Source organism: Parvimonas sp. oral taxon 393 str. F0440, assembly GCA_000223315.2.
In the GTDB taxonomy this organism is placed as follows: domain Bacteria; phylum Bacillota; class Clostridia; order Tissierellales; family Peptoniphilaceae; genus Parvimonas.
Genome location: AFUS01000004.1, coordinates 634,508 through 656,182, shown reverse-complemented (window position 1 = coordinate 656,182; position 21,675 = coordinate 634,508). Strand labels below are relative to the sequence as shown.

The 21,675-nt window shown below is 29.1% G+C and carries 23 protein-coding genes; all 23 read right to left on the bottom strand.

From position 1 onward, the window contains the following. Positions 1 to 40 precede the first annotated feature (40 nt). Positions 41 to 505 carry a glycine/sarcosine/betaine reductase complex selenoprotein A gene (gene grdA / locus HMPREF9127_RS04190; protein ID WP_081446160.1) on the bottom strand — a complete coding sequence of 155 codons (465 nt, stop codon included), beginning with the start codon at positions 503 to 505 and terminating at the stop codon, positions 41 to 43. 73 nt (positions 506 to 578) lie between these two features. Continuing rightward, a complete protein-coding gene (locus HMPREF9127_RS04180) occupies positions 579 to 1,865 on the bottom strand; it encodes a glycine/sarcosine/betaine reductase component B subunit (RefSeq protein ID WP_009448457.1) in 1,287 nt (428 codons plus the stop codon). A 52-nt stretch (positions 1,866 to 1,917) separates the two neighbouring features. Further along, the gene (locus HMPREF9127_RS04175) at positions 1,918 to 2,847 is read right to left on the bottom strand and encodes an NAD(P)/FAD-dependent oxidoreductase (protein ID WP_009448307.1); all 930 of its coding nucleotides are present in this window, start codon (positions 2,845 to 2,847) and stop codon (positions 1,918 to 1,920) included. 160 nt (positions 2,848 to 3,007) lie between these two features. Further along, the gene (locus HMPREF9127_RS04170) at positions 3,008 to 4,612 is read right to left on the bottom strand and encodes a Na/Pi cotransporter family protein (RefSeq protein ID WP_009447896.1); all 1,605 of its coding nucleotides are present in this window, start codon (positions 4,610 to 4,612) and stop codon (positions 3,008 to 3,010) included. 165 nt (positions 4,613 to 4,777) lie between these two features. Further along, complete coding sequence (eno, locus tag HMPREF9127_RS04165; RefSeq protein WP_009448015.1) at positions 4,778 to 6,067, bottom strand: phosphopyruvate hydratase; 1,290 nt, start codon at positions 6,065 to 6,067, stop codon at positions 4,778 to 4,780. A 10-nt stretch (positions 6,068 to 6,077) separates the two neighbouring features. Then, the gene (tpiA, locus tag HMPREF9127_RS04160) at positions 6,078 to 6,827 is read right to left on the bottom strand and encodes a triose-phosphate isomerase (protein ID WP_009447786.1); all 750 of its coding nucleotides are present in this window, start codon (positions 6,825 to 6,827) and stop codon (positions 6,078 to 6,080) included. A gap of 11 nt (positions 6,828 to 6,838) precedes the next feature. Further along, positions 6,839 to 8,035, bottom strand: coding sequence for a phosphoglycerate kinase (locus HMPREF9127_RS04155; protein WP_009447894.1), 1,197 nt, complete (start codon positions 8,033 to 8,035; stop codon positions 6,839 to 6,841). Between the two features lie 122 nt (positions 8,036 to 8,157). Further along, positions 8,158 to 9,159: a type I glyceraldehyde-3-phosphate dehydrogenase gene (gene gap / locus HMPREF9127_RS04150; RefSeq protein ID WP_009448301.1), complete on the bottom strand. Its 1,002-nt coding sequence runs from the start codon at positions 9,157 to 9,159 to the stop codon at positions 8,158 to 8,160. Positions 9,160 to 9,196: 37 nt separating this feature from the next. Next, complete coding sequence (locus HMPREF9127_RS04145) at positions 9,197 to 10,222, bottom strand: sugar-binding transcriptional regulator (protein ID WP_009448435.1); 1,026 nt, start codon at positions 10,220 to 10,222, stop codon at positions 9,197 to 9,199. A gap of 125 nt (positions 10,223 to 10,347) precedes the next feature. Continuing rightward, complete coding sequence (map, locus tag HMPREF9127_RS04140) at positions 10,348 to 11,106, bottom strand: type I methionyl aminopeptidase (protein ID WP_009448194.1); 759 nt, start codon at positions 11,104 to 11,106, stop codon at positions 10,348 to 10,350. Between the two features lie 117 nt (positions 11,107 to 11,223). Further along, complete coding sequence (locus HMPREF9127_RS04135; protein WP_009447907.1) at positions 11,224 to 12,159, bottom strand: ABC transporter permease; 936 nt, start codon at positions 12,157 to 12,159, stop codon at positions 11,224 to 11,226. Then, entirely contained in the window at positions 12,159 to 13,235 is a 1,077-nt protein-coding gene (locus tag HMPREF9127_RS04130; protein WP_009448360.1) for an ABC transporter permease, read from the bottom strand. Before HMPREF9127_RS04130 ends, HMPREF9127_RS04135 begins: the two co-directional genes overlap by 1 nt. Further along, positions 13,225 to 14,763, bottom strand: a complete 1,539-nt coding sequence (locus tag HMPREF9127_RS04125) for an ABC transporter ATP-binding protein (protein ID WP_009447892.1) — start codon at positions 14,761 to 14,763, stop codon at positions 13,225 to 13,227. Before HMPREF9127_RS04125 ends, HMPREF9127_RS04130 begins: the two co-directional genes overlap by 11 nt. A gap of 156 nt (positions 14,764 to 14,919) precedes the next feature. Further along, positions 14,920 to 15,558, bottom strand: a complete 639-nt coding sequence (locus HMPREF9127_RS04120) for a YigZ family protein (protein ID WP_009448000.1) — start codon at positions 15,556 to 15,558, stop codon at positions 14,920 to 14,922. Then, positions 15,548 to 16,822, bottom strand: a complete 1,275-nt coding sequence (gene hflX / locus HMPREF9127_RS04115) for a GTPase HflX (protein WP_009448032.1) — start codon at positions 16,820 to 16,822, stop codon at positions 15,548 to 15,550. The genes HMPREF9127_RS04120 and hflX overlap by 11 nt, the downstream gene beginning before the upstream one ends. A gap of 136 nt (positions 16,823 to 16,958) precedes the next feature. Continuing rightward, positions 16,959 to 17,186: a helix-turn-helix transcriptional regulator gene (locus HMPREF9127_RS04110; protein ID WP_009448256.1), complete on the bottom strand. Its 228-nt coding sequence runs from the start codon at positions 17,184 to 17,186 to the stop codon at positions 16,959 to 16,961. Between the two features lie 90 nt (positions 17,187 to 17,276). Further along, a complete protein-coding gene (locus HMPREF9127_RS04105) occupies positions 17,277 to 17,696 on the bottom strand; it encodes a hypothetical protein (RefSeq protein WP_009448341.1) in 420 nt (139 codons plus the stop codon). A gap of 71 nt (positions 17,697 to 17,767) precedes the next feature. Next, positions 17,768 to 17,992 carry a 30S ribosomal protein S18 gene (gene rpsR, locus HMPREF9127_RS04100; protein WP_004833472.1) on the bottom strand — a complete coding sequence of 75 codons (225 nt, stop codon included), beginning with the start codon at positions 17,990 to 17,992 and terminating at the stop codon, positions 17,768 to 17,770. 20 nt (positions 17,993 to 18,012) lie between these two features. Beyond that, positions 18,013 to 18,294, bottom strand: a complete 282-nt coding sequence (locus HMPREF9127_RS09055) for a single-stranded DNA-binding protein (protein WP_255261707.1) — start codon at positions 18,292 to 18,294, stop codon at positions 18,013 to 18,015. 35 nt (positions 18,295 to 18,329) lie between these two features. Continuing rightward, positions 18,330 to 18,464: a single-stranded DNA-binding protein gene (locus HMPREF9127_RS09050; RefSeq protein ID WP_009447762.1), complete on the bottom strand. Its 135-nt coding sequence runs from the start codon at positions 18,462 to 18,464 to the stop codon at positions 18,330 to 18,332. A 12-nt stretch (positions 18,465 to 18,476) separates the two neighbouring features. After that, positions 18,477 to 18,761, bottom strand: a complete 285-nt coding sequence (gene rpsF, locus HMPREF9127_RS04090) for a 30S ribosomal protein S6 (protein WP_009447852.1) — start codon at positions 18,759 to 18,761, stop codon at positions 18,477 to 18,479. A 132-nt stretch (positions 18,762 to 18,893) separates the two neighbouring features. Beyond that, positions 18,894 to 20,135 (bottom strand): phosphoribosylamine--glycine ligase, encoded by a 1,242-nt coding sequence (gene purD, locus HMPREF9127_RS04085; protein ID WP_009447976.1) that lies wholly within the window; start codon positions 20,133 to 20,135, stop codon positions 18,894 to 18,896. Between the two features lie 9 nt (positions 20,136 to 20,144). After that, positions 20,145 to 21,674 carry a bifunctional phosphoribosylaminoimidazolecarboxamide formyltransferase/IMP cyclohydrolase gene (gene purH, locus HMPREF9127_RS04080; protein WP_009447958.1) on the bottom strand — a complete coding sequence of 510 codons (1,530 nt, stop codon included), beginning with the start codon at positions 21,672 to 21,674 and terminating at the stop codon, positions 20,145 to 20,147. Position 21,675: the final 1 nt, after the last annotated feature.

The following is a 21,675-nucleotide window of genomic DNA, read 5'->3' as shown; positions in this document are numbered from 1 at the left end:
CTATCATATATTTATATATGATTTTTTTCTTAATTACAAATTATAATGAATTTCTAATTTCACTTACAGCTTCAATGATAGCATCACAGTCAAGAACCATTTCCATCATACCAATTTGGTCATCATAAACTGATTCATCAACTTCTGCTTTAAATTCAGGTTCAACTGCGTGATATACTTTAAGTCCTAACTGAACTCCTGCTAATGGACCTGCAAAAGTAGGGTCTCCTGTAGTTACAGTTTCAGCTGCTAATGCTGCTGATTCTGCTTCAGATGCTCCTAAAAGAACTAAACAATTTTCTGCACCGTATTTTTCTGCTAATTCTTTTACCCTTCTTTGATTTTCTAAGTCCATTGCTCCTGCTGCAGTTCAGACAAAACATTCAGTTGCTGAAAATACTATTTCTGCAGGAGTTGTAGCGACACATTCTTCCATAGCTGGTCCTGGTATACCATCTCTATCACCGATTATGATTACTTTTGTATTTTCTGTAAAAAGTGCCATATCGCTAACACATCCTTTCTATATATTTTATTTTCGTTTAATTTTATATAATATTCCGTGTATTTAATAAATTTTAATAGCCAGTAGCTGATAATCTATTAAATCCTAATTCATTAGTTGCTCCAGTTATTGCTTGTAATTCAACCATGATTGAACCATCTTCTCTTAATGATCCATCAAATCCACCAGCAATAATGTCAACATAGTCTAAAGTTCCGATAACTTTATCCATCTTAGGTAATACGATAGTTTCGTTAGCATTACCACCTGTTACTACTGCATTTGCAGCTACGTCAGCATCAGCTAATGATTGGCTAGCACCGTCTCTTCCTGCATATTCGTCAGTGATAATAACAGTTTTAACGCCCTTACCTTCAATTTTCTTACAGTTCATTATTAAGTCTGTATCTGGGTTACCGAATCCTTCTTGAGATACGATAGCTCCATCAAGATTTAAAAATTCACATAATTTAGCAGTCCAGTTTGATGATCTTTCTTTATCTGCTAAATATACATTTTCGTTAGTGATAATAACACCAACAAAGTTAATTTCTTTTCCATGTTGTTCATACATTGCTCTAACAACAGGGTTATTTAAGTGATGATATGTTGTATTCTTATCACAAGCAGATACACAATTACCACTTAAGATAGCTCCATCCATTAATTCTGTTGGATATAATATTGTTGGAACTATTTGTTTTGCATCTACACCGTAAACATATGTATCATGTAATAATCCTTGTGATTGTAACATTTGTACATAAGCTACTTTTGGTAAATGTTTTAATTCTTCAGCTTGTTCAAATAATGGTTTAGTTTCAAATACTTCTACTTCATCCGGTTCAACTTCTTTTCCAGCTAATCCTAAATAAGTAGCAGCCTTTAATCCAGCCATTCTAACAGCCTTTTCATAAGCATGAGTTGCAACTCCTTCAGCTGGTTCCACAATCAATACTATATTATTAGTTTTTGAGAATGGTGTATATTCAGCCCCCGGTCCTTGCATATCAACAATACCTTCTTGGAAACCAACTATTTTACCAACTGTCATTACTGCTGCTCCCTTAAGAACATGAGTTCTTCCTGAACCAACTACATCAACTTTTGAAATCATTCCAGGGAATACTCCACCTGCTCCGTTAACCTTTACTCTTGGTTCTACAACATCCTTAATTGGAGTAATTCTTACACTTTCACCTGGTTTTGCAAGATCTACGTCTACTGATTTTAAGTGTTCATCATCCATTAAATGAGCTATTAACTCTTCTTTATTAATGTATAAAACACCTTTGTCAACTTTTGTTTCTGAACAAAATTTAACATCGTTAATTAAGATTTTTCCTAATTCTAGACGCATATACTCACCTCCTTAAAATTTATATATTTAATCCTTTCGGAATTAAATTCAATTATTCTAAACTCTCGACATATTTTCTAGCATTAATTGCTGCTATCGCTCCATCATTAACCGCTGTAACAACTTGTCTTAGTTCTTTAACTCTAACATCGCCAGCGACGAATACACCTTCAACACTAGTTTTCATTGTTTCATCTGATATAATATAATTTCTATCAGTATCAATCTTTCCGCTGAAAATTGTACTTTCTGGAATGTAACCTACAAAAATAAATACACCGAATATCATGTCACCTTCTCTAGGAACAATTTTAGTCTTTTCACCAGTTTTATTATTCACTATGTTCATAGCTCCCAACAAACCAGTCCCCTCAAAACTTTCAACTTCAACATTCCACATGATATTTAATTTTTCACATTTTAATGCTTTTTCTTCAATTGATTTAGCAACAGATAATTTATCTTTTCTAGCCAACAAAGTAACAGTTCTTCCGAATTTTGTAAGATACATTGCTTCCTCAACAGCTGCTTCTCCAGCACCAACAACATAAATATCTAAATCTTGAAAAAATGGTGCATCACAAGTTGCACAATAAGCTATACCTTTACCTGTAAACTCCTTTTCTCCAGGAACATTTAATAATCTTGGATTAGATCCAGTAGCAATAATTACTGATTTTCCTTCATAAGTTTTATTTTCACCATAAACCACTTTATTAGTTCCCGAAAAATCAACATCTATAACAGTATCAGTAATAAATTCAGCTCCAAAAGATTTTGCTTGTTTAACCATTCTTTCAATTAACTCTGGTCCTGTTGGTACGTCTTCTGCTCCGGGATAATTAGCTATCTCATCAGTTTTAGCAATTAAACCACCCGGTGTACCTCTCTCTATTATTATAGTCTTCATACTAGCCCTTGCTGCATATATTCCAGCACTAATTCCTGCAGGGCCTGCACCGATTATTATACAATCGTACATAATTTACCTCCAATTACAGTATAAAAATAATAAACTGTAATGAAACCATATCCGTTTATTATTATATATTATGTTTACCCAATTGTAAAGCATTTTTTGGTAAAATCATAATAAAACTTTTTTATAACTTTAAGTATTTGTATATAAATTTAACAATCTTTTATAATTCCTTTCCTAATGTGTAATTTGCAATATTTACACCGTGGTCTGCAATTCTTTCTAAGTTAGATAATATATCCAAAAATTTTACACCTGAATTTGTATCACATATACCTCTATTAATTCTATCCATATGATTTCTTCTATAACTTTCTTCCAAGATATCCACTTCTTCCTCTATATTTATACAATTTTTTGCCAATTCAAGATCATTATCTTTATATGCATTTGTTGTATCAACAACTATTTTCATTACATCTGATGATATTTTATCATATTCATCAAAAGCGGTCTTACTGAATACTGAATTTTCATCTTTTATTTCCTGAATCAACTCAATAATATTCTCACAGTGATCTCCAATTCTTTCATAATCATTTATTGAATACATCATCACAAAGACTTTATGCTTTTCTTCATCAGATAAATTTTTATCTGCTAATGGAACTAAATAATCAATAATTTCTTTTTCAAGTCCATTTATCATCTTTTCCCTATTGAGAACAAACTCTATATTCTTACTACTCTTAGTTTTAAATGCATCTATAGTTTTTTCAAGAGATTCTATTACAATTTCACCCATTCTTATAACTTCTTTTTGTGCTTGAATAATTGCAATACTTGGTGTTTCAAAAAATCTCTTGTCCAAATGTTCAGAATAGCGTTCTTCAACTATATCATCACCCTTAATAACTAATTGAGAAATTTTAACTAAAAAATTTGAAAAAGGCAATTGAATTAAAACATTAATTATATTAAAAAATGTATGAGCATTAGCAATCTGTCTTTGAACATTTCCTGGCGAGATATATTCCACTAAATATTGAACAGGTATTCTTAATACAGTCATAAATATTAAAGTTCCAATTAAGTTAAATAGAAAATGTATAAACGCAGCCCTTTTAGCATTTTTGCTAGCTCCTATACTTGAAATCATAGCGGTTGTAGTTGTTCCTATGTTATCTCCAAATAGAATACCAAATGCCTGATTTATATTTATTGCTCCCTGCATTCCTAACGCTTCCAATAAACCTATTGAAGCTGATGAAGATTGTAATATTGTAGTTAACATCAGACCGGCTAACACTCCTACAAAAGGATTATTCAATTTCATAAGTATCTCTTTAAACCATTCTTCTTGAGCAAGTGGTGCTAAACCATTACTCATAATGGACATACCTAAAAATAAAATACCAAATCCAATTAAAATTTCAGATATATCTTTTTTTCTATCGTTTTTAGCTCTCATCCATAGAAAAACTCCTATGGCTATAACCAACGGTGCATATTTTGCAATATCAAATGCAATAATTTGCGCAGTAATAGTTGTCCCTACATTTGCACCTATTATTATTCCAACAGATTGAGCTAAAGTCATAAACCCTGCATTTACAAAACCAATTGTCATTATTGTAGTTGCTGAACTTGATTGAATAATCATTGTAACAAAAATACCAACCAAAACAGCATAAATTCTATTTTTAGTTATTGCAGCAATTATTCCTTTTAATCTTTCACCACAAGACTTTTGTAGTCCTGATCCCATTAGATTCATTCCATACAAGAACAAACCTAAACCTCCTAAAACAGAAATGAAAATAGACATATTTCCTCCATAATTGTTAAAAATAATCAAAATATTAGCTCATATATTTTATATAAACATATCAATAATAGTATACCATAAAACCAATTAAATTTATTATTTATTTAAAATAATTTTATGAAATAATCCTAGCATTTATATAAATAATGAGCTAAATAAAGTTTATTATTTTCTATCAATATTATAGAATGCAGACAATCCCAAAAATTTAGAATTTTCCCCTAATCTATCTTCAATTCTCAATAGTTGATTATATTTACAAATTCTATCGGTTCTAGATGCTGAACCAGTTTTTATTTGTCCTGCATTTACAGCAACAGCTAAATCTGCGATAGTAGTATCTTCTGTTTCTCCAGATCTATGTGAAATTACACAAGTATAACCATGAGTCTTAGCAAGTTCTATTGCATCTAATGTTTCAGTTATTGTTCCTATTTGATTTAATTTTATTAAAATTGAATTAGCAATTCCTTTTTCAATTCCCATATTTAATCTTGAATAATTAGTAACAAATAAATCATCACCAACTAATTGTACTTTATTTCCAATTTTTTCAGTTAAAAGTTTCCATCCATTCCAATCATCTTCTGATAATCCATCTTCGATAGAAATAATAGGATATTTTTCAACCAAATCACAATAATAATTTACTAATTCTTCTGAAGAATAAATTTTTCCTTCTCCTTTAAAATTATATTTTCCATTTTCATACATTTCACTTGATGCCACATCTAAAGCTAAAAATATGTCTTTTCCTGCAATATATCCTGCTTTTTCAATAGCTTCCATAATTGTTTTTAAAGCTTCTTCATTAGAATTTAAATTAGGAGCAAATCCACCTTCATCACCAACAGCTGTATTATATCCCTTTGATTTCAAAACAGATTTTAGATTATGAAAAACTTCAGTTCCCATTCTTAGAGCTTCTTTAAATGAGCAAGCTCCTGCAGGCATAACCATGAATTCTTGAATATCAACATTATTATCAGCATGTTCTCCACCATTTAAAATATTCATCATTGGAACAGGTAAAGTTTTTGCATTAACTCCACCTATATATTCATAAAGAGGAGTATCTGATTCAATAGCTGCCGCTCTTGCAACTGCCATAGAAACTCCTAAAATAGCATTTGCACCTAATTTTGATTTATTATCTGTTCCATCAATTTGAATCAAAGCTCTATCAATTCCAACTTGATCAAAAACATCAAATCCAATCAATTCTTCAGCTATAATTTCATTAACATTATTAACTGCATTTAAAGTTCCTTTTCCTAAATATCTTGTTTTATCACCATCTCTAAGTTCAACAGCTTCATGAACTCCTGTTGATGCTCCTGAAGGAACTATTGCACTTCCAACCGTACCATTTTCAGTTGTAACCTCAACTTCAACAGTAGGATTTCCTCTTGAATCTAAAACTTCTCTTGCATAAATTTCAACTATTAAGCTCATAATCTTCTCCTTATAAATTATAATTTATTAGTGCACAAAAACTTGTACTTTCTAAACATGCTCCACCAACCAAAGCTCCATCTACATTTTCTTTTTGCATTAAATCTTTTATATTATTCGGTTTAACACTGCCTCCATATTGAATTCTTACATTATCAGATACTTTTCCATAAATATCAAATAAAATTTCTCTTATAAATTTAATCATATTTTCGGCATCGTCAGAAGATGCAGTTAGACCAGTACCTATTGCCCATATTGGTTCATAAGCAATTATTACTTTTTCAATGTCAGTTTCACTGATACCCTCTAGAGTATTTCTTATTTGTTTTTCAACAACATCCTTTTCTACTCCTGAATTTCTTTCTTCAAGAGTTTCTCCGCAACACAATATTGGAATTAATTTATTTTGTAATGCAGATTTTACTTTTTTGTTTATAATTTCATCAGTTTCGTTAAAAATAGTTCTTCTTTCGGAATGTCCTAATATTACATATGACACTCCACAACTTTTCAACATTACAGGAGAAATTTCACCTGTAAATGCGCCTTTAGTTTCAAAGTACATATTTTGAACTCCTAAGCCTACGTCTGTACCTTCTAATAATTTTCTAACTTCAGTAACATAAACAAAAGGAACACATACTACTTTCTCAACATTATTATCTAACTTTTCTGATATAATTTCTTTTACTAAAATTTTGGCTTCTTCCAAATCTTTATTCATCTTCCAATTTCCAATAATAACAGGTTTTCTCATATTACCTCCAACTATTTATTATCTATAGAATCAATTCCAGGTAAAATCTTTCCTTCTAGAAATTCTAAAGATGCACCCCCTCCGGTTGAAATATGAGTAATTTTATCTTTATAACCGGATTTTTCTGCAGCGGATGCACTATCTCCTCCACCAATAATACTAATTGCATCAGTTTCTGCAATAGCCTTTGCAATTTCAAATGTACCCTTTGCAAAATTTGACATTTCAAAAACTCCCATAGGACCATTCCAAACAACAGTTTTTGCATTATAAATTTCATCTGAAAATAGTTTAACTGTTTTTTCACCAATATCAAGACCCATATAATCATCTCCAATTGAATCCATACTAACCGTTTTAAATTCAGAATCATTAGAAAATTCCTTACTAACAACCACATCTATTGGTAATAATATCTTAACACTTTTACTTTTTGCTTTTTCAATCAACTCTTTTGCCAAATCAACTTTATCTTCTTCCAATAAACTTTTACCTACTGAATAACCTAAAGATTTTAAGAATGTAAATGCCATTCCTCCTCCGATTATTATACTGTCAACTTTTTCAATTAAATTTTCAATTACAGTAATTTTATCAGATACTTTTGCTCCTCCTAAAATTGCTATAAAAGGTCTTTCTGGATTAGAAAGAGCTTTTCCCATTATAGAAATTTCCTTTTCTACTAAAAATCCCACAGCTGATGGTAAAAATTTGCAAAGTCCAACATTTGAACAATGTGCTCTATGGCTTGTTCCAAAAGCATCATTAATATATAAATCACCAAGTTCAGCCAATTCTTTAGAAAAATCATCGATATTTTTTGTTTCTTCGTTTCTAAATCTTGTATTTTCTAATAGAGCAACTTCTCCATCTTTTAATTTTAAAACTTCCGTTTTTACATTATCATCTACTACTAAATTACTTTGTAAAAATTTAACATCTTTATTTAAAAGTTTAGATAATTCTTTAGCTACAGGTGCTAATGAAAATTCTTTCTTAGCTTCTCCCTTTGGTCTCCCCAAATGAGATAATAATATTACTTTTGCATTGTTTTCAATTAAATATTTAATAGTTGGCAATGCTGCTACTATCCTAGCATTATCAGTAATTTTACCTTCTTCTGTTTTTGACATTGGAACGTTAAAATCAACTCTTACAATAACTCTTTTTGAGTTTACATCTAAATCAGTAATAACTTTTTTATTCATAATTACTCCTTACTATACAATATGAGGTGAAAATCTCCACCTCATATTATTATGAAATAATAAGATTCCAAAGCATCATTGGATGCAAAAATAATTAAATTTTGGAAATTCTTATTTATAAACTATTTTGAAAGATTAACTAAATATTGGAAAGTACGAATTAGGTTAGCAGTATAAGACATTTCATTATCATACCATGCAACTGTTTTAACTAATTGTTTACCGTCAACTTCAACTATTCTAGTTTGAGTAGCATCAAATAAAGAACCGTATTTTATTCCGATTACATCTGTAGAAACTATAGGATCTTCAGTATATCCAAATGACTCACTTGATGCTTCTTTCATCGCATTATTAATTTCTTCAACTGTAACAGGTTTTTCTAAAACTGTTACCAATTCAGTCAATGAGCCTGTAGCAACAGGTACTCTTTGAGCAGAACCATCTAATTTTCCTTTTAATTCAGGAATAACAAGTCCAATAGCTTTAGCTGCCCCTGTTGTATTAGGAACTATATTTATTGCTGCTGATCTTGCTCTTCTCATATCACCTTTTCTATGTGGAGCATCTAAAGTATTTTGATCTCCTGTATAAGCATGAATAGTAGTCATAATACCTTGAACAATACCAAATTTATCTTGTAACACCTTAGCCATTGGAGCTAAACAGTTAGTTGTACATGATGCTCCTGATAAAATTTGTTCTGTTCCATCCAATATATCATGATTTACACCATAAACTACAGTTTTCATATCGCCTTTTCCTGGAGCAGATATAATAACTCTTTTAGCACCGGCATCAATATGGAATTGTGCTTTTTCCTTTGCAACAAAGAAACCTGTACATTCCAATACTACATCTATATTCAATTCTTTCCAAGGTAAATTCTTAGGATCTGCATCTGAGAAAACTTTAATTTCTTTTCCATCTATAGAAAAGCATCCTTCTTTTACAATTACTTCCTTTTCAAATCTTCCTTGAGTTGAATCATATTTTAACAAATGAGCTAACATATTTACATCTGTTAAATCATTTATAGCTACAACTTCAACTCCTTCTAAATCATGCATTAGTCTAAATGCCAATCTTCCTATTCTTCCAAATCCGTTAATCGCAACTTTCATTTCGATTCCTCCTTAAAATTTTATAAAAAGCTTTCGCTTATAATATATTTAAAATCTTTTTAGCTGTTTCTTTATCTGTAACTAAAGTCATATCTTTTCTGATATTACAAATAGAAACTATCGCCTTATACTTTTCTCCATAACCTGCTATTGCAATTACTTCTTTGATTTTTAAATATTGTTCCATATCTAATCCTATAGTATTTGAACTATATACTATATTTCCATCAATATCAAAGTAATTTCCAAACGCCTCGCTTACCGCATTTTTTTCATTTAATATATTTATTTCATCTTCAGTTAAAGAACGTCGTTTTGCCATAGCATCAGCTCTTCCTATCCCAAAAACTAATATATTTATTTTATTTAAATACTCAATTAATGTTTTTACTTCTTCTAAATCCTTTAATCTATCAAATGTTAAATCATCTAAATAATCTGGTAAAAAAGTTCCAAAAAAATTCGCACCAAGCTTTTTTGATAAATTATTAGCCACAACATTTGACTGATATTCCAATCCATTACCTAGACTTCCTCTAGCTGGAATAACAGAAATATTTTTAAAGAATTTTTTTACATTCATTATATCGACAAAAGATTTAACTGTAGTTCCTCCTGATATTCCAATAACGTCATTTTCAGAAATGATATTTAAGAAATATTCAGATGCAACTTTAGCAATTTGTTCTTTTCCAAGAAATTCGTCCTCATAGGAATCACAAATTATAACTTTCTTTATTTCTAATTTTTTTCTTAAATCATCTGCAATAGCTTGATTTTCATTGAAAATATTAATTATTTCTCTAAGTTCTTCTAGCATAGATAATCCAAGATTAGTTATAAATGTTCCTGATTTTATTACTTCAACAATTTTTTCATCAGTAAAAAAATCCAGCTCATTTCTAACTATACGTTCTCCAACTCCTAAATAGGCTGATATATTTCTTCTCCCGACAGGGGCGTTTAGTGAAATATATTCTAAAATTTTATATCTAAAAATAAATTTATCTACTAAGTCAGGAGCAAACTTTTTTATATAATCTATATCTTTTTGTCCCATCATTTTTTTTGTCCCTATATTATATTTTTCATTAATTTTACAATATCTATAATATGATTATACTCCTATTTTTTAAAAAATGCAATAATAAATAATATTTTTATATATATTACTAAATATTTATCATACTATTCATACAATGATTGATCTGTTAAAATTAAAGGACCATTTTTTGTAATAACAAATGTATGTTCATATTGACAAGAAAGACCACCATCAATCGTTCTTGCTGTCCAACCATCATCATCAATAGTACATCTCCAATCACCTGTATTAATCATAGGTTCAACAGTTATCACCATACCTTCAACAAGTCTAACTCCTCTTGTAGCAGTAATATAATGAGGAACTTGGGGATCCTCGTGCATTTCTACTCCTATTCCATGTCCACAAAAATCTCTAACTATTGAATATCCTTTAGGCTCAACAAAACTTTGAATCGCTTTTCCTATATCAACAATCCTATTACCAATTACAGCAGCTTCAATTCCTCTATACATTGCCTCCTTTGTAACATCCATAAGATTTTTAACTTCATCAGACACTTCTCCAACTGCATAACTCCATGCACTATCTGATAAATAACCATTTAAATCTACAACCATATCTACAGTAACTAAATCTCCCGATCTCAAAACTTGTTTACTTGGAAACCCATGACATATTACGTCATTAACAGATGTACAAGTTGCATAAGGATATCCGTGATATCCTATTTGTTTAGGCTTGGCTCCATGTTTTAACATAAAATCATGGCAAAATTTATTTATTTCTAAAGTTGTAATACCAGGTTTTATTATATCTCTTAGACCAATATGAATTTTTGACAAAATTTCACCTGATTTTTTCATACCTTCTATTTCATGTTTACTTTTTATTGTTATCATAATTATCTCCTTGTTTTTATAAACTATATATAATTTTTATTAAATACAAATTTTATATAAATATAAACATTTATATTTCACAACAAAAAGACATACCGAACAGTATGCCTTTCTTAATTAATCTTCCAATTTTATATATGGAACTCCCGCTGAAGAAGGTCCTTTTGACTTTCCAACGAAGAAAATAAGTACCAATAATGTACTGATATATGGAACCATTGGTAAAATCGGCTCCGGAATATTAATATTTAATCCAGGCAATAAAATCGCCAATTCTTGAGCTGCACCAAAAAACAGGCATGCTCCTAAAACACCATATGGTTTCCATTTCCCAAAAATAACAGCAACTAATGCTATAAATCCATGTCCTGAAACAAGTGACTGTGAAAAGTTTGAAACAGTAGCCAAACTCATAGTTGCACCACCAAATCCAGCTAATAGTCCAGAAATTATTACGGCAAAATATCTATACAAATAAACATTAACATTTAATGTTTCTGCAGCTTTTGGATGTTCTCCAACTGCGATTAATCTCAAGCCGAATTTTGTCTTATATAAATATATTGATATTAATACAACCAATCCTAAAGCTATATAAGTAGTAACATATTGTCCTAATATTTTATCTATAAAGTCAACACCTGTTAAATTATCAAATATTTTTAGCATTTTTCCTTCACCTTCAGCTACAGGAATAGTTTGCTTTGCCCCATCAAATAGAAGTGAACAAATAAATAATGCAACTCCTGGACCAATGAAGTTTATAGCAATCCCCGAAACTACTTGATCTGCACCAAATGTTATACTAACAATAGCATGAATAAGAGCAACTAATGATGCTGCAATTCCACCTGCCAAAAATCCTAATAATGCACTTTTTGTGAAATATCCAACCGCAGCTCCAGCAAAAGCCCCTATCGTCATCATACCTTCCAAACCGATATTAGTAACACCTGCTTTTTCTGTAAACATTCCACCTAAAGCAGTAAATAATAATGGAGTTGCAAATAATAATGTATCAGATATAAATAAAGCTATTTTTAATAAACTCATTACTTTTTACCTCCAATTTTTTTAAATTTACTTGATATAATTTTTATAACTAAAGGCATTGAAATGAATAAAACAATAATACCTATAATAATTTGAACAATTTCATAAGGAACACCTAATAATTGTTGAACCCTGAATCCCCCTCTTTTCAAAACGCTAAAGAAGAAGCCTGAGAATACTGATCCTATCGGATGACTATTTGCTAAAAGAGCAACTGACATTGCATCAAAACCATTACCTTCAGCAACAGTCAATCTTGCAACATTTCCCGCAAATCCAAGTACTTTAACCGCTCCCGCTATGGCACATAATGCTCCAGATAACCCCATTGATAAAACTAAATTGCTTCCAACATTTATACCACCAAATTCTGCAGCATTTGGATTTAAGCCTACAGCTTTTAATTCATAACCTTTCGAAGTTTTATTTAATAGATAATAAACTGCAAAAGCTAAAATAATAGCTAATATAATTCCAAAATTTATATCAGCTGAAAAGAAATCTTTTATAAACGGAATAGAAGAATTCTTTAAACCTTGAAACATTTTTATACTTGCAGTTGATTGAATATCATTTGAAGTTTGTCCTGTTTCATTATAAAACTTCCCAAAAGTTACAACTAAATTAGAAAAATATAATGCTATCCAATTCAACATAATTGTAGTTATTACTTCATGAACTCCAAATTTTGATTTAACCCAACCAGCAAATCCACCCCAAGCCATACCTGCTAAACCAGCTAATATAATACATACTATAGGATGAATAATTGGAGGTAATTTCAAAAAGTAACCAAAGAATGCAGCTGTTAAAGAACCAATTATAAATTGACCTTCTGCACCGATATTAAAGGCACCAGTCTTAAATGCCAATGAAACACCTATACTACCAATTATTATAGGTACAGCATCTACTAATGTTCTAGCAAAAAATTTTGGTCTTGAAAAAGTTGTTTCTATCATTATTTTATAATATTCAATAGGATTAAATCCGGCTATCATAATAACAATAGATCCTACAACAAATCCAATCAATACGGAAAATAAAAGCATTAATATCTTTTTTCTACTGTTCATTATTAATAACACCTCCAGCCATCATAAGTCCTAATTCATTTTCGTTGGCATCTTTTGCTAATCTTTCTCCAACTATTTTTCCCTTGTAGATAACAGCGATTCTATCTGATAAGTCCATAACTTCATCCAATTCAAATGAAATTAATAGAACAGCCTTACCTTTATCTCTTTGTTCTACAATATATTTATGAATTATTTCAATAGCTCCAACATCAAGACCTCTTGTAGGTTGTGCAGCTATTAATAAGTCGGGATTGTTATCAATTTCTCTTGCTAAAATTACTTTCTGTTGATTACCACCAGATAGTCCTCTTGCAGTAGCATGAATATCATTCGGTCTTATATCAAATTTATCAATCATTTTTTGAGTATATGATTCAATTTCTTTAAAATTTAAAATTCCTTTTTTAGAAAAAGGAGCTTTACCTCTTTTTTCTAAAATCATATTTTCAGAAACAGAAAAATCTAATACTAAGCCATGTTTATGTCTATCCTCAGGAATTGTACTAATTCCACTTTCAATAATATCATAAACAGATTTGTTTGTTATATCTTTTCCAAGAATAAAAATATTCCCAGACTCTACTTTTCTTAAACCAGTTATAGCTTCAATAAGTTCTGATTGACCATTTCCATCAACCCCCGCTATTCCTAAAATTTCACCTTTTCTTACATTTAAACTCAATCCACTTAAAGCTGGTAAATCTCTATTGTTAAGAACATTAATATCTTTAACATCTAAGACAACTTCCCCTATTTCAGTTTCTTTTTTATTTACACTGAAACTAACTTCTCTACCAACCATTTTTTCAGCAAGTTCTTTTTGTGAAGATTCAGAAACAGTAACTTTATCGATAAACTTTCCACGACGAATAATTGTACAATAATCTGCCATCTTTTTAATTTCGTCCAACTTATGTGTAATTATTATAATAGATTTTCCTTCATTTCTTAAATTATTACAGATATTTATAAATTCCTCAATTTCTTGTGGTGTAAGAACAGCTGTAGGTTCATCAAAAATAATAATTTCAGCACCTTTATAAAGAGCTTTTAAAATTTCAACTTTTTGTTGAGAACCAACTGTAATATCCTGAATTTTAGAATCTAAATCTATATTAAAACCATATTTTTCAATTATAGAAAGAACTTTTTTACGTGATTTTTCAAGGTCAATAAACAAACCTTTAGTATCCTCTGTTCCTAAAACGATATTTTGGATAACAGTAAAAGGCTCTATTAGCATAAAATGTTGATGAACCATTCCAATACCATTTTCAACTGCAATCTTCGGTGTCATATTGGTATATTTGTTTGACTTAATATAAATTTCTCCAGAATTTGGTGAATATAAGCCATAAAGAATATTCATTAAAGTAGTTTTACCGGCACCATTTTCTCCTAGAAGAGCATGAATCTCTCCTTTTTTTAATTCAAAATCAACTTCATCTAAAACTTTGTTCTTGCCAAAAATTTTAGTAATGCCTTTCATAACTACAATGTTGTCATTTGTTTTGTTATCAGACAAGTCAAAACCCTCCTCAAAATAATATTCAAATTTTATATCATTACTAGATATTATACAATAAAAGTTATTTTAATACAAGGAATAATAATGTAAATCTTATTAAATAATATATAACCAAACACTTGTTTAATCAACTTGTAAAATATTTATATATAATTAGATAAAAACTGAGCCATAACTTTCTCCATTAATCTTTATAATACAATTGTCCGATGTTTCATTAGTAATAATATTTTTTAACCTTTTAAAATTTTCTTTTTTAACCGACAAATTGATTTTAACTTGTTCAAGGTATTCAATATTTATAATTTCAAGTCCGAAATTTTTTAAAATATTTTCAATTTTCCCCCAAAAAACATAATCTAAAATTATGTCTATATTATAAAAAAGTTCTTTTTTTACAATTATTGATTCTTCCAGTGCCCCAACAGTGGATTTAGTATATGCTCTAACAAGACCTCCTGCACCAAGTAAAATTCCACCAAAATATCTTGTAGAAATTACCAAACAATTAGTTAGGTCTTTTTTTCTTAAAACTTCCAGCATTGGAATCCCTGCTGTTCCTGATGGCTCTCCATCATCAGAATATTTTTGTATTAACTTATCAACTCCAATTATATATGCAAAACAATTATGAGTTGCATCTTTATATTTATCTCTTATTTCAGAAATATACTTTTCTGCCTCATCAACACTTTCAACATAAAAAGCATGTCCGATAAATTCTGATTTATTTACTATAAAACTATATGATTGATTACTATAAATACTTAAAAAAGTTTCGTTATTTTCCATTTACTTCATATCCTTTATAAATTGAATAGTCTTCCGCTTTTAAAAACACTTCTAAAAAACTACCATTTTCCCCATGCTCAACAAACTCCGGTGTATAAACATTTAAAATATTACTCATAATTTTTTGCTTATCATAAGGAATCAACAATCTTGTTTTAACTAATGATGAAAACAAATTTTTCTCGATTTCTTTTAGAAGCAAAACAATATCTTGTTCTTTTTTTGCACTTATAAATACCTTATTTTCAATATTCGCATATTGTAGTTTAATATTTTCATCTATTAATTTATCTACTTTATTAAAAACATAAATTACATTTTTATCTTCACATTCAAGTTTTTTTATCATATCATTGGTTATTTTAATTTGCTCATCCACATTAACATTTGAAATATCAACAACATGCAAAATCAAATCTGAATATTTTATCTCTTCAAGTGTTCCTTTAAAACTTTCAACTAAATTATGTGGAATATCTGAAACAAATCCTACAGTATCTACATACATTACTCTTGAACCATTTAAAAGTGAACCTTCTCTAACAAAAGTATCCAGTGTTGCAAACAACATATCCTTAACAAAAACTTCTTTAATTTCAGAATTTTCATCTTTACCATATGAAATCAACTTATTTATCAAAGTTGACTTTCCAGCATTTGTATATCCTACTAGAGAAATAATCGGCTCTTTTGAATTAATTCTTTTTTTTCTAATTTCATTTCTATTTTTCTCAATCTCTTTAAGTTGCGAAGTGATACTTGAAATTTCTCTATTTATAGTTCTTCTATCCAATTCTATTTGTTGCTCGCCTATACCCTTACCACCAATTCCACCTTGTTGTCTTGAAAAGCCACTTCTAAGTGCAGATAATCTAGGTAAAGTATATTTTAATTTTGCAAGTTTAACTTGAAGTTTAGCCTCTTTAGTCCTTGCTCTTTCACTAAAAATATCTAAAATTAAATTAGTTCTATCAATAACTCTAATCCCTATAATTTCTTCAAGATTTTTTACTTGAGAACCTGTTAATTCATTATTAAAGACTACAAATTCTGCCTCTAATTTTTCGCAATAGTCTTTAATCTCTTCTACTTTTCCTTTTCCAATATAAAAAGCCTTATCTACATAGGATTTATTTTGAGTCAAACTTAAAACCACTTCCCCATCTAACGCTTCAACTAATTTTTCAAGTTCAATGACTTTATCTTCTAAAGTCTTTTCATTCATATCTATATTTACAGTAACAGTAATAACTTTTTGATTCATAAAAACTCCTTAATTTATACTAGTTTAATTGTATCATAAAATAATATATAAAAACAAATATAATCTAAGCTATTTATCAGAGACACTTTAAAAATTATTATTATATAAAAAATACACTCATGCGAGTGTACTTTAGTTAAAATATTTTACAATCAATATTGAAGAAGAAAACCTCTCCAAATTTTTTATTTAATGCAGTAGATATGGTAAGAGCAAGTCTTATGTCAGGAATTAAACTTCCATTTTCTATTGAAACGATAATATCAGTTGAAACTCCAATCAAATTAGCTAATTCCCTTTGTGAAAATTCCTTTTCAACTCTAAATTTTTCAACATTATTCTTTACGGATAATTTATTATTCATAAGCTCACCTCTTTCTCAATAAGCATATTATCAAATTAAAGTCTTATTATACATTCATTTTATCATTAATAGTTTTAAAAGTCAATTGATTTAAATATCAATATATTTATAAGCTAAAAATAAAAATGAAATTCCGCTTAGTGATAGTGCAAATCCTAATCCTGTATAGAAGAATTCAAAGAAAAAATTTGGTAACAAACCACTAAATCTTAATACCATTCCAAAAGTCATCATTGAGATCATCAAAATATAACTTGTTTTATCAAAAAACTCCCAAATTTTCATTAGTTCTCTTTTATCATTTAAAATCCTATTTTTGTGCTTATGTACATATTTTGAAAATATCATTATGTAAAATATTAAAAATATAGCTATTGCTCCCAATAATCCAAATATGAACATTTTATCATCACTAACTAAAAAAGGTATTCCAACTTTCATAACCATTATTCCTGCAAATAACCATAATAGTCCTGCAATAATAAATAAATTTCTTTTTTTCGTATTCATAACTTCTCCTAATAATATTAAGTGCCATTATCACAATAAAAAAGGGAGACTTCATCTCCCCTTAATATCTATTATTCTGCACTATATGGTAATAGCGCAACTTGTCTAGCTTTTTTTATAGCTGCTGTAATTTCTCTTTGTTGTTTAGCAGTAGCACCAGTCACTCTTCTTGGTAAAATCTTACCTCTTTCGCTAATAAATTTCTTTAGAGTGTTTACATCTTTATAATCAAGTGGTTTACTGTTATCTGAGAAATATGCAACAACTTTTTTTCTTGGTCTAAATTTTCTTTGCATATTTTTGTCTCCTTTAAAAATTAAAATGGAATTTCTTCATCTGATGCATCTTGAAAAGGTAAATCGAATCCATCATCCATACCTGTATCAAATGAACCAAATCCTTGTGTTGTAGCAGATTTTTGAACTCTATCTCCCCAGTCAATAAACTGAACTCTTTCAGCCCAAACTTCTGTAACAAATCTTCTAGTTCCATCTTGAGCAGTAAAACTTCCAGATTGAAGTCTACCTTGAATTGCTACATTTCTACCTTTTTGCAGATATTTTTGGCAATTTTCAGCTTGTTTTCCCCAAACTACTATATTTATAAAATCAGCAGTTTGTTGACCTTTAGCTTCTAATTCTTGTTTTTTTCTTTAGACATTCCCTTATCTACTGCAATGGTAAATCTAGCATAACTGCTACTAGATGTTTGAGTATATCTTAATTCTGGATCCTTAATTAATCTACCTATTAAAATTACACTATTCATAAAGTTCCTCCACTAAGCTTCTTGCTTAACAACCATATATCTAATGACAGCATCAGATATTCTTGATCTTCTTTCTACTTCAGCAACTACTTCAGCAGCAGCTTCAAAATTAACTATAATATAATATCCTTCTCTAATGTAGTTAATTTCATAAGCAAGTTTTCTATTTCCCCATTCGTTAATTTCTGTAATAGTTCCATTAGCTTCAATAGCAGCTTTAATTCTATCAAATGCTTGGTTTCTTACTTCATCTTCTAAATTTGGTTTGAAAATAAAAACTCCTTCATATTTTCTCATTACATTCACCTCCTTATGGTCTCTGGCTCTTTTTATCGAGCAAGGATTTACCGATATATTATATCACAAAAAAAATATATGTAAAGTTTTTACTTAAAAAATCACATATATTTTTTAGAGATTTATAGAATGCTACATTTTTCCGATATCTTTTCTATATTGTTTTGTTTCAAATGATATTTTTTCAATGTTTTTATAAACTTTTTCTCTGATTTCATCATAGCTGTTACCAAGCGCAGTAACTGATAAAACTCTACCTCCATCAGTCAATATTTTACTTCCATTAACCTTAGTATTATTATGATAAACATAAATATCTTTGTCAACTAAATCTATTCCAGATATCTCTTTTCCTTTTTCATAATTTTTAGGATAACCTCTAGAAGTTAAAATAACTGTTAAGCATTTTTCTTTTTTCCATTTTAAATCTTCTTTTTCTAAACTGCCATCTAAAGATTTTTCTATAGCTAAGAGTAAATCACTTTCCATTCTAGGTAAAACTACTTCCGTTTCAGGATCTCCAAACCTTACATTAAATTCCAATACTTTAGCATCTTCATCAATCATAAATCCAATAAAAAGTATTCCTGAATATTCTAAATGCTCGTTTTTTAATCCATTTGAAATTTTTTCTAAAGTTTTTTCAATTTTTAATTTTAATTCTTCATTAAATAACTCACTTGGCGAATAACAGCCTACACCTCCTGTATTTTCACCTTCATCATTATCAAAAATTCTCTTATAGTCTCTTGCACTTTCCATAGGAATTAAATTTCCTTTAGATACAAAACAAAGTAAAGAAGCTTCTTTCCCTTTTAAAAATTCTTCAATAACAACTGTGGTTCCTTCTTTTCCAAAAATCTTATCTTCAAAAAGTTCTTTGAAATAATCTAAAACTTCGTCTTTAGTATTACAAATTCTAACACCTTTTCCTGCACAAAGTCCATCAGCCTTTATAACTATTGGATATGAAAAATTCTCAATAGCTTTTTTTCCTTCTTCTATCGATTTTATAGTTTCATATTTTGCAGTTGGAACATCATATTTTTTCATAAATTCTTTTGCAAAATCTTTACTACCTTCAAGTCTTGCACTTTTTTTATCAGCTCCAAAAACTCTTATATTACTACCTTTAAAAAAATCAACAATACCTTCACAAAGCGGAGCTTCCGGTCCTACAACTACTAAATCAATATCATTATTCTTTGAAAATTCAAAAATTTCTTCATTTGTATTTAATTCGACATTTTTAGCATATCTAAGAGTTCCTGCATTACCTTTTGAACAAAAGAGTTCAGTACATTTATTACTTTCAGATATTTTTTTACAAATAGCATCTTCTCTTCCACCATTACCAATAACTAAAACTTTCATGACTTCCTCCTAATGTCTAAAATGCCTTGTAGATGTAAGTACCATTGCTATGCCGTATTCATCACATAATTTTATTACGTTCTCATCCTTTATAGAACCCCCCGGTTGAATTACTGCTTTAATTCCATTCTCTTTTAATAATTCAACAGTATCTTCGAAAAAGAATGCATCTGATGCTAAAACTGCATCTTTAAGATTTTCTTTTGATCTTTCCAATCCTTCTTCAACAGCCCAAGAACGTCTAACTTCTCCTTGTCCTATTCCAATAGTAGCATTATTTTTTACTATTACTATTCCATTTGAAGAAACTGTTTTACAAGCTTTAAAACCGAAAATTAAATTTTTTAACTCTTCTTCAGTTGGTTTTCTCTTTGTAACAACTTTTAAATTTTCTTTAAATAAAATATTATCATAGTCTTGAACAACAATACCATTTAAAACTTCTTTTATTGTTGTTTTTGGAAGTTTGAAATCTGAAATATTTCCTACTTCAATTAATCTAATATTTTTCTTTTGAGTTAAAATTTCTATAGCTTCTTTAGAAAATTTATTTGCAATTACAATTTCTACAAAAAAACTATTAATCTTTTCTGCTATATATTTAGTCACTTCTCTATTTAAAGCAATAATTCCTCCAAAAATCGAAACTGAATCACAAGCATAAGCCTTATCGTAAGCATCATCAATATTATCTGAAATTGCAAGTCCACAAGGATTGTTATGTTTGACCGCAACTACACAAGGTTCATCAAATTCTTTAACAATTTTAATAGCTGAGTACATATCAGTTAAGTTATTATATGACAATTCTTTTCCATGTAATTGCTTGAAATCAGCTTTTTCATCATCCTTAACATATACTTTTTCGTAAAAAGAAGCATTTTGATGCGGGTTTTCCCCATATCTCAAATCATTAACTTTTTTATAAGTCATTGTTAATTTTTCTGGAAAATCAATATTCAATAAATCATTGAAATAAGATGAAATCAAAGCATCATAGTATGCAGTATAATTAAAAGCCTTACAAGATAGATACAATCTAAAATCTTTATCCAATTTATCTTCCTTCAATCTTTCAATAATCTCAGAATAATCTTTAGGATCAACAACAATAGATACATCGTTATAGTTTTTAGCAGCAGCTCTAATCATTGACGGTCCACCTATATCAATATTCTCAATTAAATCTTCATGTGTTTTATTTTCACTATTTAAAACTTTTTCAAAAGGATATAAATTGTTTACAACCATATCTATTGAAGAAATACCAAGATTATCAACCGTTTCAACATGACTTTGTTCATTACGTTTATATAAAATTCCACCATGTATAAATGGATGTAAAGTCTTAACACGACCATTTAAAATTTCCTTGAAATTAGTTACTTCATCAACTTCAATAACATTAAGTCCACTTTCTTTTAAAATTTTATAAGTTCCTCCAGTTGAAATAATTTCCCATCCTAATTTTACAAGTTCACTTGCAAATTCAACAATATTTTCTTTTTCAAAAACACTTATTAACACTCTTTTTGACATC